This window comes from Hyphomonas sp. L-53-1-40, from assembly GCF_000682775.1.
In the GTDB taxonomy this organism is placed as follows: domain Bacteria; phylum Pseudomonadota; class Alphaproteobacteria; order Caulobacterales; family Hyphomonadaceae; genus Hyphomonas.
In genome coordinates this window covers 600,222-613,083 of the sequence record NZ_AWFI01000001.1, presented here as the reverse complement: position 1 = coordinate 613,083, position 12,862 = coordinate 600,222, and the positions used below count along the sequence as shown (strand labels likewise).

Annotated in this window: 8 protein-coding genes; 3 read left to right on the top strand and 5 right to left on the bottom strand. The window is 57.9% G+C overall.

Annotated features, from left to right (window positions below; genetic code table 11):
- The first annotated feature begins 48 nt into the window (after positions 1 to 48).
- Genes L53_RS02910 through L53_RS02900 form a run of 3 tightly spaced genes read left to right on the top strand, consistent with a single transcriptional unit; the run spans position 49 to position 5,586 of the window.
- Positions 49 to 723 (top strand): ImuA family protein, encoded by a 675-nt coding sequence (locus tag L53_RS02910; protein WP_051607494.1) that lies wholly within the window; start codon positions 49 to 51, stop codon positions 721 to 723.
- On the top strand, positions 611 to 2,335 hold the full coding sequence (locus L53_RS02905; protein WP_233347506.1) for a DNA polymerase Y family protein: 1,725 nt from the start codon (positions 611 to 613) through the stop codon (positions 2,333 to 2,335). The genes L53_RS02910 and L53_RS02905 overlap by 113 nt, the downstream gene beginning before the upstream one ends.
- Complete coding sequence (locus L53_RS02900) at positions 2,332 to 5,586, top strand: error-prone DNA polymerase (protein WP_034811344.1); 3,255 nt, start codon at positions 2,332 to 2,334, stop codon at positions 5,584 to 5,586. The genes L53_RS02905 and L53_RS02900 overlap by 4 nt, the downstream gene beginning before the upstream one ends.
- 18 nt (positions 5,587 to 5,604) lie before the next feature.
- On the opposite strand, the gene L53_RS02895 is transcribed toward L53_RS02900, so the two are convergent.
- From L53_RS02895 to L53_RS02875, 5 genes are all read right to left on the bottom strand, one after another.
- Positions 5,605 to 7,092: a PepSY domain-containing protein gene (locus L53_RS02895; protein WP_051607493.1), complete on the bottom strand. Its 1,488-nt coding sequence runs from the start codon at positions 7,090 to 7,092 to the stop codon at positions 5,605 to 5,607.
- 18 nt (positions 7,093 to 7,110) lie between these two features.
- Complete coding sequence (locus L53_RS02890) at positions 7,111 to 7,692, bottom strand: hypothetical protein (RefSeq protein WP_034811342.1); 582 nt, start codon at positions 7,690 to 7,692, stop codon at positions 7,111 to 7,113.
- 12 nt (positions 7,693 to 7,704) lie between these two features.
- A complete protein-coding gene (locus L53_RS02885; protein ID WP_051607492.1) occupies positions 7,705 to 9,882 on the bottom strand; it encodes a TonB-dependent siderophore receptor in 2,178 nt (725 codons plus the stop codon).
- A 191-nt stretch (positions 9,883 to 10,073) separates the two neighbouring features.
- Positions 10,074 to 11,201, bottom strand: a complete 1,128-nt coding sequence (locus L53_RS02880; protein ID WP_034811339.1) for an Sb-PDE family phosphodiesterase — start codon at positions 11,199 to 11,201, stop codon at positions 10,074 to 10,076.
- Between the two features lie 59 nt (positions 11,202 to 11,260).
- Positions 11,261 to 12,793, bottom strand: a complete 1,533-nt coding sequence (locus tag L53_RS02875) for an alkaline phosphatase (RefSeq protein ID WP_034811337.1) — start codon at positions 12,791 to 12,793, stop codon at positions 11,261 to 11,263.
- Positions 12,794 to 12,862: the final 69 nt, after the last annotated feature.

Here is a 12,862-nt window from a genome sequence, read left to right as displayed (position 1 = left end):
TCCCTAAAGGACGCTTTTCATTGCTTCCCGCCTCAGCAGCAGCCGAGCATGCCTTTTCCACTGGGTCTGGGAGAGGCAGGTGTCCATGAGATCTGCGAGGCTTCACACGGGGATTTTCCGGCGATGACCGGCTTTGCGCTCGCGGCACGCGCACGTCGCAAGGGCCCTGTTATCTGGATCCGCCAGTCCAGCCTGAAACAGGCCCATGGTGTCCTCCTTCAGGCTGGCTGCCGAGAAGTCGCCCCAGACATGCCCCCAAACCTGAACATCACCCCCCGCAAGCCTGCAGAAGCTCTCTGGGCCACCGAAGAAGCCATCCGCTCCGGTGTGGCCTCACTGGTGATTGCAGAATTGGAGGATGCCAATTTCACCGCCTCGCGCCGGCTCGCGCTTGTATCCGGGCGGCATGGCACGCCGGTTATTCTGCTGATGCCCTATACGCGGGACGGCGCCACCGCTGCCAGTGCCCGATGGCGCCTTTCCCCGCGCCCCTCATCCCCTAACCGCTACGACACGCATGCCCCCGGAGCGCTCCGCTGGAAGGCTGTGCTCGAACGGTCCCGCCAGGCCCCACACATGGCAGGGCAATCATTTGATCTGGAGCTTGACGATGAAACGCTATCTTTGCGTGTGGTTTCCGGACTGGCCGCTGACCCGACTCCGGCGCGCTCGCCGCGCTCTCAGGACCGGATCGGCCCGCCCGGCCTCCGGCAAACCGCCTGACCCTCACCTGCCCTTTGCCCTGCTTGAAAACAGCACCAAGGGTCTGCGCATCGCCGCTGCCAATGACCCTGCCCGTCAGCTTGGCATAGCAGAAGGGTTGGCCTTCACCGATGCACGGGCCCGCGTGCCCAACCTTGTTACCGAGGACATGGACCCGGTCGCCGACACCCGCGCCCTGTCCGCACTCGGCGACTGGATGATCCGGTTTGCGCCGCTGATCGCGATCGATGGCACTGACGGCCTCATCCTGGAGACCACGGGGTGCGAACACCTCTATGGCGGCGAACTGGCCATGATGGAGGCACTATCCGGTCTGCTGGAGCGTAATGCCATCCCGCACCGGCTGGGCCTTGCCGGTACGCCGGGCGCAGCCTCCGCTCTCTCCCGGGCCGCGCCAGGCACCTGCCTGCAGGCAGGTGAAGAAGAGGCTGGCCTTGCTGAGCTTCCCGTCGCAGCCCTGCGCCTGTCGCCTGACGCTGAAACCCTGCTGCGCCGCTTCGGCCTCACGCGGATCGGCCAGCTTTACGGCATCGATCGAAAAGCTCTGGGACGGCGCTTCCAGTCAAGATCTGCCGCCGATGCGGTACTCTTAAGGCTCGACCAGGCCCTAGGCCTGCGCCATGAACCACTGGCGCCCCTGCGCCCCCTGCCGATCCGATCCGCTCGGTTGAACTGTCCAGAACCGATTGCCACCAACGAAGCCATCGAAATTGGCCTCGAACAATTGACGCAGAATCTTTGTAAGGCCCTCAGTGCGACCGGTCTCGGCGCGCGGCACTTTCTGCTCGTGGCATTCAAGTCTGACGGAACACGCTCCGAACTGGAAGTGAAGACCGCCCGCCCTGCGCGTGAGCCGAAACACATTCTCCGCCTGTTTCGTGAACGGATCGATTCGATTGACCCCGGCTTTGGTATCGACCTGCTTCTGCTCGAAGCCCATCGCACAGACAAGATGGAGACCAGCCCCATGGCGCTGTCGGGCGACCTCGCCTCGACGGACATGAACGTTGCCGCCCTGTCCGCGCTGGCCGACCGGATCATGGCCCGGCTGGGCGAACACACCGTAAGCCTTGTCCAACCACGAGAGAGTCATGTGCCGGAACGCGCCGAACGCCAAGTGCAGTTCACCGGCGATGTCCCGGCCCTTGCTATCCACAGCCCGGCTGCCGGACCGCGCCCCATTCGCCTCCTGTCCTCCCCGGAACGAGTCACAGTCATGGCCGAAGTGCCGGACGGCCCGCCTCTGCGCTTCATCTGGCGTCGCGTGCCGCGTACAGTGACGCGGGCCGACGGACCTGAACGGATCGCTCCGGAATGGTGGACCCATATTGCCACACCACAAGCCCCACCCGCACTGAGAGGCCAAGCCCGCTATTGGCTTACCCCCAAAATGGATCCGCGGGCCGATGCTGCCCAGATCGCGCATGTCCGCGCAGATCTCGAGGCCATGCTGGATGCCCCATCCGAGCCAGTAAAGCTACTGCCCCGCGCGCGGGACTATTACCGCGTCGAGGACGCGACCGGGCGGCGCTATTGGCTGTTCCGCGAAGGGCTTTACGGTGATGGACGTGGCGGGGCACCCGAATGGTATGTACACGGCCTCTTCGCATGACCGACTATGCCGAGCTCTCCCTTACGACGAATTTTTCTTTTTTGCACGGTGCCTCACATGCAGAAGAACTCGTCCTGGTCGCCAAACAATTGGGGCATGTCGCTATCGGTGTTGCAGACCATAATACGCTAGCCGGTGTCGTGCGTGCTCATATCGCGGCAAAAGAAGCCGACCTGCGTCTTCTCGTCGGTGCGCGCCTCGTGCCGACGGATGGTCCGGAAGTGATTTGCTACCCAAAAAGCCGGACAGCTTATGGACACCTTTCGCACCTTTTATCGGCCGGTAAATTGCAAGCGGAAAAAGGCGACTGCCTGATCACTCTGGAAGATATTCTTGCCCATGCCGAAGGACAGGTCTTCATTTTCCAGCCGCCGGATAAGCTGGGCACGACCTTTGCCGAAGTCCTGAAGCGGTTCGCGGCACGCGCGCCAGGCAACGTCTATGTGGCGGCCAGCTATGCTTATCATGGCCGTAATCGGGAACGGATTGCCCGCCTTGCCGATTTTTGCACCCGGCAGGATATCCCGATCGTAGCGACAAATGATGTGCTCTACCATACCCCGGAACGCCGCCCGCTGCAGGACGTGCTCACCTGCATCCGCATGCATTGCACAGTAGAACAAGCTGGCTACCGACTGGAGGCCAATGCTGAACGTCATTTGAAGTCACCGGATGAAATGGCTCGCCTTTTCAAAGGGTTCGAGCCAGCCTTGCGCCGAACCGTCGAGATCGCAGACCGCTGCGAATTCAGCCTCGATGAGCTTTCCTATGAGTATCCGGACGAACCTGTCCCGGTGGGAAAGACACCGCAGGAACACCTTCATGACCTCACCTGGAAAGGCGCGCGATGGCGCTACCCGGATGGCATTCCAGGTAAAGTCAGCGCCGCCCTCGACAAGGAGCTCGCCCTGATCGAGGAGCTGGATTATGCGCGCTATTTCCTGACCGTGAACGATATCGTGGCTTGGGCACGCAAGCAGGACATCCTGTGTCAGGGGCGTGGCTCCGCAGCGAATTCGGCCGTCTGCTATTGTATAGGAATTACAAATGTAGACCCGGCCCTGACCAGCCTCCTGTTCGAACGTTTCCTGTCAAAGGAACGCAAAGAGCCACCGGATATCGATGTCGACTTCGAACATGAGCGCCGCGAGGAAGTCATCCAGTATGTCTATCGTCGCTATGGTCGCCACAAAGCGGCCCTGACAGCAACAGTGATTTCCTATCGCCCCCGCTCGGCCGTGCGAGAGGTCTGCAAGGCGCTCGGCCTGACCGAAGACATCTCCGCCGCCCTCGCCGGAACGGTCTGGGGCAGTTGGGGCAGCGCCATCAATCCGGGTCAGATCCGCCAAGCCGGGCTCGACCCGGCCAATCCAATGATCCGCCGGGCCATTCTGCTCACCCAGCAGCTGATTGGTTTCCCGCGTCATCTGTCACAGCATGTCGGTGGCTTTGTGCTGACGCGCGGACCCTTGGTCGAGACAGTCCCCATCGGCAATGCCGCCATGGACGAGCGCACTTTCATTGAATGGGACAAGGACGATATCAATGCCCTCGGCATCATGAAGGTGGATATTCTGGCCCTCGGCATGCTGACCTGTATCCGGAAGGCATTTGACCTGCTTCAGCTGCACAAGGGACTGGAGTACACACTCGCCACCATCCCACAGGATGATGAGGCCACGTATGAGATGCTCTGCGAAGGTGACAGCCTCGGTGTATTTCAGGTGGAAAGCCGGGCACAGATGAACATGCTGCCGCGCCTGCGACCACGCACTTTCTATGACCTTGTGATCGAGGTCGCGATCGTCCGGCCCGGCCCCATTCAGGGGGATATGGTGCATCCCTATCTACGCCGCCGGAAAGGCCTTGAAACCGTAACCTATCCTGCACCATCACCTGAGCACGGACCGCCGGATGAACTCGAACGTATCCTCAGTCGCACGTTGGGCGTGCCCTTGTTTCAGGAGCAGGCGATGCAGATCGCCATGGATGCTGCAAAGTTCTCAGCCGATGAAGCCAACGGTCTGCGCCGGGCGATGGCCACTTTTCGCAAGATGGGGACGATTGGCAACTATCAGGACATGATGGTCGAGCGCATGATCGCGCGCGGCTATGATGCGATCTTCGCGGCACGATGCTTTGATCAGGTGAAGGGCTTCGGCGAGTATGGATTTCCAGAAAGCCATGCTGCTTCCTTTGCCCACCTTGTGTACATCTCGAGTTGGCTAAAAAGTCATCATCCGGATGTTTTCTGTGCAGCGCTGCTGAACAGCCAGCCTATGGGCTTCTATGCGCCCGCGCAGATTGTACGGGATGCACGCGAGCATGGCGTGGAAATCCGTCCCGTGGATGTGAACCTTTCGGACTGGAACAATACACTGGAACCAACGGACGGGACATATTGTGCTGTTCGTCTCGGTTTCAGACAGGTGGACGGTCTGCGCGAGGACGAGATGGAAGCCATGATGATTGCCCGGGGCAATGCCTACGACCGCCCGGAGGATATTCGCCGACGAGCAAGAGTCAGCCGCCGGTCGCTTGAACTGCTCGCCGCAGCGGATGCATTCGGCTCAATGCAGCTTAGCCGGCGCGAAGCCCTATGGAGCGTACGCGGCGAAACCAGCGGCAACACGCTGCCCCTGTTCGCCGCAGCTGATGCGGCAGAACAGGGAGCCGAACAAGTACCACGACTTCCCCTCATGCCGCGCTCAGAACAAGTCCTGCAGGATTACCAAACGACCCGCCTCTCATTGAAGGATCATCCGGTTTCCTTTCTGAGAGCGGGCTATAACAGGATGGGCGTCGTCTCAACGCAGGAGGCTTGCCATTTGCCAAATGGCGCACGGGTCCAAACGGCCGGTGTCGTACTGGTGCGTCAACGCCCAGGTTCGGCCAGCGGGGTCTGTTTCATCACGATTGAGGACGAGACCGGCATCGCCAATCTGGTTGTCTGGCCGAACGTGTTCGAACGCTTTCGGCCAGTCGTGATGGGTGCGCGTGTCTTGATGGTGAAGGGCCGCGTTCAAACCGCCGACAATGTCACCCACATCGTGGCGAACCAGTTGATAGACCGGACGGGAGACCTTGTTCAGCTGTCAGAAGATATTGGAGACGATCCGTTGAAAAGGGTTCTCGACCGCGCCGACGAGGTCATACGCCCAATTCCCGAACGCAAGGGCCCAACACAACGGACAAGCGGTCAACACCCCCGCAATATACGAGTGATCCCGCGAAGCAGGGATTTTCATTGAAGTCAGGCATAGTTTGCCTCAGCCAGCCTGAACAGTCGTCGCTGGCTCTGCACTAAACCGCTTGGACCAAAGCGCCTTCGCAACAAAAGCTCCCCCTGTGGCAAGCAGAGCCACGGAGATAGTCACCATGTAGGCATTAGTCCAATCCATGTCGCCGCGCAGCAGGTGAACCAGAGATGCAGAGAGCAAGGCCGCGCCAAAGATTGCGCGGAACATAAGGCCCGCCGACGCTGCACTCATCCATGCAGTTGCAACACCTGAAAACACGATTGATCCAAGCCAGAACATCGCGATGAGCCAACCGCCACTGACACCCAGAAGACTAACCGTCAGCGTAATCGGGAACATGGCCATACTGCCCCAGATCCAACCACTCCACATCGCTTCCAGACGCGGTGCCGCACGCCCCTTCTCGCGGCGCTTGAGGAAATAGATGTTCAAGCCGGTGGCAACGACAATGCAGAGCATGATGCCCAACACGAAATAGATCGACTTCATCAGCGCGCCGCCGAAATCACCGAAATGAAGCCGATACATCGACATGGCGATCTGTTGACCAACCGGCCCGTCGGAATTGTGCCCGGTCGCCAGCAACTCGCCATCCGTCGAGTAGGTGTAGGTTTCACCATAGATCAGGCGATTGGTCTCGTCGCCATAGATCTCGATGTGCTGACTTTTGGTTCCAGGCTCATGAATGATCACGATGAAAGGGTTTGCGCCAGGTATATCGCGATCGAGATTGACGAGCGCCGTATCCACGCCGGTAATGGGTGCAGGCGTAGCGTCAGCTTCAAGGACTTCACCGCCGAAGATCGCCTCACTAAGCTTCTTCGTGTCGCCACCAAAATTGGTCTGCGCAAAAACGAACGCCACGACACCGAACAGTCCGATCATCGCGCCAGTTCCCGCCACAGCAACGAGGAACGGCGTGGTCCAGACGCTGAGACGATTATGAAGGTCGGCCTGAGCCAGCCGCGCCTGACCTGTGCGGCGAAATCGGAAAGCATCCCGGAAGATACGCGGATGTGCAAGCAATCCCGAGACTGCCATAGACACGAGCATGACACCGAAGATGGCAACAATGATGATGCCGAAACTGTGCGGCATGGTGAGATAGTAATGGAGTTCAATAAGGAAATCGTTCCAAGGCGCCTCCAGCTGGCGCACGAATTCACCGGACTTATTCAACACGAATATGCCATTGTCCCCACCAGCCACAAACCGGGGCCAGTTTTCCCGCGGAGGATACATGTAGAGATGTGTCGTTTCGGGATCGCGCTTGAGCACTTCCTCGGCAGTCGCTTGCATCACGGATGGAGAAACTTCGTGCACCGTCGGAGTGCCCGCTTGCTCCCACCATTCCAGCTCGTCCTCGAACACGGCAATTGTGCCACTCACACAGATGACAAACAGCAAAGCGCTGATTACCAGCCCCATGACAGAGTGCGCCGACAGGGCGGAATCAACACGTTCACTTGAAGATTTTGGCCAGAGGGATTTTGCCATAGGAAGAGTCTCGACAAGCTAAATGAGAGCGGCGCAGAGCACGGCCGCCAAGGCGACCATCACATAGACGCTGCGACGTAATTTGCGTTTTTCCATGAGCACCAACGTGCTCAATACGGCCCACAGGGATAAGCTGACGAGGAAGGCCACCACCACAGCATTCGTCGGATTGCCTATTTCCGGTTTGGTAAGGCGCAGGAGCGCCCCTCCAGCATAGAGCGAGATCGCACCTGCTGCCGGCCCAGCCAGCAGAAACATCCAAATTCCGGAACCGATGTCGGCTGTCATCTGCAAGGTCGACCGGCGTGCGTTATCAGGTACCTCGCGGTTTCGGACAGGCGCTTGCAGGCCATTGGTTCCGCGCAGCCCCGGCAGAGTGATCGCGCCCGCCACGATCAGCATCAGGAGTGAGGCGACCTGTGCGACACCTCGATCAAAATTGACAACAAACCATACGACAAGACTTGCGGCCACCAGCGCCCATCCCAGCACCAGAAGGACGGGGCGCCCCGGCTTGCGCCACACTGCGAAGAGCAGCGCAAGACCGAACAAGCCTCCAACCGCGGCAAGGATCGCCAAGATATAGTCAGCATGGCTCATATAGCGCCCGCCTTAGAATTTGTAGCGCAGGCTGGCAACGACCGTCCGGCGCTGGCCAGGGAAACAATCTCCCCGCGTCAGGCAGCCCGTAAGATAGTCTTCGTCGGTCAGATTGCGTGCATTGACCTGAAAATCCCATGTGTCCCATTCGTAACCGACCATCAGGTCGCCCAGCGTATAGTCTGGTGTCACGTAGCGGACGGTTCCGTTCTCCGAAACGGTCTCGCCCACATAGCGGATACCTGCGCCCGATTTGAACCCGGACCAACGGCCGTCTGGACGCCATGTGCTCCAAAAAGATGCCTGCGTTTCTGGTGCAGCAGCCAACTGGAATCCGTTCGGGTCTTCCGCATCCAGCGTGGAAATTGATGCTTGCAGATAGACTTCATCAATCTGAACGTGGCTCTCGAACTCGAAGCCTTTCAGCTTGCCAACGCCTTCCTGTTGCGAAGCGGCGCCCGGCAGGGAGTTCGGGTTGGACAAATTCGAGATTTCAATGTCGAAATAGTTGACCGTGATCAATCCCGGGAAGGCTTCCGGCTCATACTTGATACCTACTTCGTACTGACGGGCTTCCTGAGGTTTGAGCGGATTGTTGGTTAGCGTATCAGTCCCGACAACGGTCTCGAAGGATTCCGAATAGCTGGCATATGGCGCAAAGCCGTTGTCGAAGTGATAGAGCACGCCGACGCTGGTCGATATCGCGTCGTCATCCTGCACAGCCGTACCGCTGTCATTCTCGACACTATCGCTGCGCACGCCCAGCGTGAAACGCCAGTTTTCGTAAGATATCTGGTCGGAAAGATAGATGCCGAAGTCTTCGACGTTTGAAGCGGGTGTGTCACTGTAGATCGCGTCAAATGCCGCCTGGTCCGGATAGTTTCCATAAACCGGGTTCGCCAGGTCGAGAACATATCGGAAGTCACCAGCCAGAACCCCGCCGCCAAAGTAATATGCGGAGTCACTATCAGTTTCGACATCTTGATACTGGATCCCGGCAAGGACATGGTGATCGAACTTTCCGGTGGCAAATTCAGCGCGGAGTCGCAAGTCACCTGCCATCTGGTCGAAGGTATTGTCACCTTGATAGAATGTGCGGGGCACCGTCGTGTCGGTGAACGTCAGTCCCTGCAGGTCTGCCGCAGCCTGCAAGGCAGGTGTGGCATCGAGAATCTGGTTCAGATAGCGCGGACCGTAGAAGACCGGCCAAGCTTGTTGATAGTCGGCCTCGCCGGACCGCCAAAGCGCCGTGCCTTCCAGCTTGAATACATCATTGATGCGATGTTCACCCAACAAGGTAATTTGCTGCGAGTCCGTATTATAACGGTTGAAGCCAGGCTCACCGGCATAGACATTGGTGTCCAGGTAACCGCCTGAAGAACTGAGCGGATTGAGCGTACCTTGGACCGGAATGAACTGGGCGGCTGCATCGCTATCGGTGTCCTGAAGAAGTCCGATTACTGTAAACTTGGTATCTGTGGTCGGCAGCCAGCTGAGTGATGGCATGAAAACCGTCGTCGTCTCATCAACCTGATCAATCTGCGTACCTGTGTCGCGATAGAGCCCAACCAGACGATAGAGCAGCTTACCATCTGAACCTGCGACTGGCCCGGTTACGTCACCGGCAATCTGATAGTGATCATTGTTTCCCACTTGTGCCGCAATCTCGCCGCCAAAGTCTTCCAAAGGCGTTTTCGACACGTAGTTAACGATACCGCCCGGTGACCCCTGACCATAGAGTACCGAAGCTGGACCTTTGAGCACTTCCACTTGCTCAATCGTGTATACGTCGGCACGAGTGGAGTTGTAGCTACCGAAAAGTTCCTGAATGGAATCACGATAACGCGGAATGCTTAGACCACGGGAGAATGGGAAATCACCGCGGGTTGAGAAACCATATGGCTCGGCAGTCACACCCGCCACGTAGGTCAGCGTATCGACCAACCGCAAGGCACCCTTGTCTATGAACATGTCGGAGGTTTCAACGGAGAGCGAGCGTGCTGTCTCGACGATAGGAGTTTCATTCTTGGTGGCACCGAAAGATCCGGTCGTACCGGTCACGATCACCGTTTCCTGACGACTCTCTTCGGCCGTGTCCGTGTCAGAAGACTGCGCCCAGACTGGAGCGGCAGACGCCACACCTATAAGAAGCGCAACAGTACTGACAGCGCTGGCCCGCGATACTCGCATCTAATTCACCCCTTGGATTAGCATTTATGAGAATGTGTCTCAATATTAATTGCCGACTAGGGGAAATGTTATTGCAAGTCAATTGCATCTTTGGATTTGAGGTGAGCTTTGCCGCCATGACGAGGAGAGCGCACATCCCATCGGGATTTGCGCTCTCCAAGAATATGCAAATTTCAGGAACGATCCTGGGGCTATTGGGTGGGGATTACTGTCACAAGACGTGTCGTCAAAGCCTTGCGAAAGCCAATCTGGGCATTCAGCACATCAACGGTCAGAACCATCTGGCCTTTACCGGTTTTGGTGCGCACAGCGACCGCCGTCTCCCCATCGCGTTTTACGTTCAGCACATCGCCGGTGTTCTGGAAGGTTTCCTCTCCTTGATTAAGCAGAGTGAAATTTACCGGACAAGCATTGACAATTTTGGCGGAGATTACTGTGTAGTCACGTAGGGCGGGCTCAGCCTCAAGGGTCAGACAGGCATCAACAACTGCCTTCACATGCTCTTCCCGGCCGAGCAGGTCATCATAAGACCAAGCCACTGTGCGGCCTTCAAACAAGGCCCGTTTGAAGGCCGCTTCGCTACGATCCGACGCCAATACGAGCGTCATCGGGCGATGCCCACCGGTTCCTGCGTCGTGGGTCCAGTCTACTAAGCCATGAATGTCGGACGTGCCCATCACGGTCAGATTATTGTCTAGAGCAATCTGGAGCGCATGTTCGGAATGCCCATCCAACGTGCCATTCACAACCTCAATGCCCTGAAGCAGGCCTTCCGCGATCAGATCCTTGTGATAGTCACTGAGACGCGCAATCCCATCCGACACATGCGGCAGCCAGTTCGGGTGGTTCAAGAACACAAAGGCCCCTTGGGCCCTCGCCGCTTCCATGGCCTGCTTTGGTTCTTCTGTCAGAAGCGCGTTCGCATCATTCAGGAAGATGGCGTTGATGTGCCCATAGGGCATATCGCGAGTGACCTCGGCGCCGTTGATAATCATCAGGTCGAACTCGGAATCTGCACGCACGCCCTCGGCAATCTCATAAGATCTGTTCCGGTCAGGGTGCGGTATGTCGGCCTTGTGTGGCTGATGCTCCAAATGCTCAGTTACCGCCAGAACTTCCAGCCCGTCCAGATGGGCCTCCTTGACCCTGATGGATGGCCAGACTTCGCCATCCGAAAACACCGAATGAGTGTGCAGATCAGCAGCCAGAACGACGCTGCCATCCTTCGCGTCAGGAAACTCCACCGCGCGTTCACGCGCAACCGCGACTGAAACATAGAGTGCCGTACACGTAGCAATCAGGAAAATCTTTGAAAACATGGTCTTGGTCCTTCAGGGGAATTGGCATCTGGCTTGACTGATGCCGGGTTCGGGAAGCGTTAGATGTCTTTGGTTCGCATTTCCGTATCGGTGAAGACGGGTGAGTTGGCTCGTCCAGCATCCTCAACGACGCGAAACTCGGCATGACAATTGGCAGATGTAAACGTGGCACGCAGATAGCCCCGTTGCTGCCCATTCAAATGGGAAACGTGGGGGTTCGCGCTCCGCATGACCTCCATATCCCGCGCCCAGGGGCATCCTGAGGAAATGGGACCACCCACGAGCTCATGGCCGATGCGCTTCGATGTCGGGTCAAAGGGCTTTTCATACAGAGTCGATGCCATAGCGGTGTGCCAATCCCCTGTAAGGAAAACTGGGTTCGACACATCATTTGCCAAAACGGAGGAAAGCCGGTTGCGCGCAGCCGGATAACCGTCCCAGCTATCCAAATTGGTGACCGGACCGTCAGGCGGCGCGTTGTAGCGATAAGGGGTGAACCAGGTTTGCGTTGCGATGACATTGAAAGCGGAGTTGGACTGTCTGAGCTCACGGCTCAACCAAGCCTCCTGTCCTGCACCCAACATGGTGCGAGCCGGATCTGCCGCATCTGAACAAAGCGGCTTGCGGCCATCGCCACATGGCTGGTCCGACCGGAACTGACGCGTATCCAGCAAATGTATCTGAGCAGGGCCGAACACATACTTGTTGTAGAGCTTCAGCGCAGGCCTCATATCTCGCAGAGTGGGCGGCTCTTCGATCGGCATATGCTCATAATAGGCCTTGAAAGCTGCATATTTACGAACCTGGAATTCGAGCCGCGTCTGCTTTTCCGGGTCCTGAGGCGTGTTTGAGGCCCAGTTATTGTCGACCTCGTGATCATCCATCGCGACGATCCAGGGCGCAATAGCGTGTGCCGCCTGAAGGTGTGGATCGGAACGGTAGAGCGCATAACGATTTCGATAGTCCCATAAGGTGGTAATTTCGTCGCTATTGTGCTGGCGCACGGTCTCAAACAAACGCCGCTCCCCGCCCCCCACATCGCGCAGCCGCGCGCCAAGCGGACTGATGGCGCCCTCATAGATATAATCTCCGGTATGAAGCACGCAGTCAGGCACCCACTCCGCAAGATCACGATAGGCTGCGTAGTGGCCGGACTCGTAGTGCTGGCAATACGCCAGCGCGATCCTGGCTGAGTCGTTATCAGGACTTGAGGTTCGTGTCCGCCCGACAGGACTTTCCTCATCGCCATAATAAAATTGATAGAAATACTCCCGACCCGGCCGCAAGCCTTCGATACGCACATGCACCGAATGTGCCTTTTCTTCGGATGTGGTGGCGATGCCATCCATCAACGTCTTTCGCATTTCCTCATCAGTGCACACACGATATCGCACTTGCGCCACGCCCGACGGCATACCGCCGCCTTGCAGCGGATTGGGGGCCAGTCGCGTCCACAAAATCACACTGCTGGGCCGGGGCGATCCTGATGCGACCCCCAACGTGAAGTGCTGCTTGCCGTTTTGAGCGTTTGCCAGTTTAGGCACCCAAAGAGCAGCGCCAGAAGACGCCAGAAACAATCGACGAGAAAACATTGAGAGTCCTTCCATCCACACGCGAAGAGGGGTGGCTGCCGACATGTGGGACAGACGCCGGCAGCCTTT

Excerpts from the sequence above, each read along its gene's own strand:
- L53_RS02875 (WP_034811337.1), bottom strand. The coding sequence starts at position 12,793 with ATGTTTTCTCGTCGATTGTTTCTGGCGTCTTCTGGCGCTGCTCTTTGG.
- L53_RS02900 (WP_034811344.1), top strand. The coding sequence starts at position 2,332 with ATGACCGACTATGCCGAGCTCTCCCTTACGACGAATTTTTCTTTTTTG.
- L53_RS02885 (WP_051607492.1), bottom strand. The coding sequence starts at position 9,882 with ATGCGAGTATCGCGGGCCAGCGCTGTCAGTACTGTTGCGCTTCTTATA.
- L53_RS02895 (WP_051607493.1), bottom strand. The coding sequence starts at position 7,092 with ATGGCAAAATCCCTCTGGCCAAAATCTTCAAGTGAACGTGTTGATTCC.
- L53_RS02880 (WP_034811339.1), bottom strand. The coding sequence starts at position 11,201 with ATGTTTTCAAAGATTTTCCTGATTGCTACGTGTACGGCACTCTATGTT.
- L53_RS02890 (WP_034811342.1), bottom strand. The coding sequence starts at position 7,692 with ATGAGCCATGCTGACTATATCTTGGCGATCCTTGCCGCGGTTGGAGGC.
- L53_RS02905 (WP_233347506.1), top strand. The coding sequence starts at position 611 with ATGAAACGCTATCTTTGCGTGTGGTTTCCGGACTGGCCGCTGACCCGA.
- L53_RS02910 (WP_051607494.1), top strand. The coding sequence starts at position 49 with ATGCCTTTTCCACTGGGTCTGGGAGAGGCAGGTGTCCATGAGATCTGC.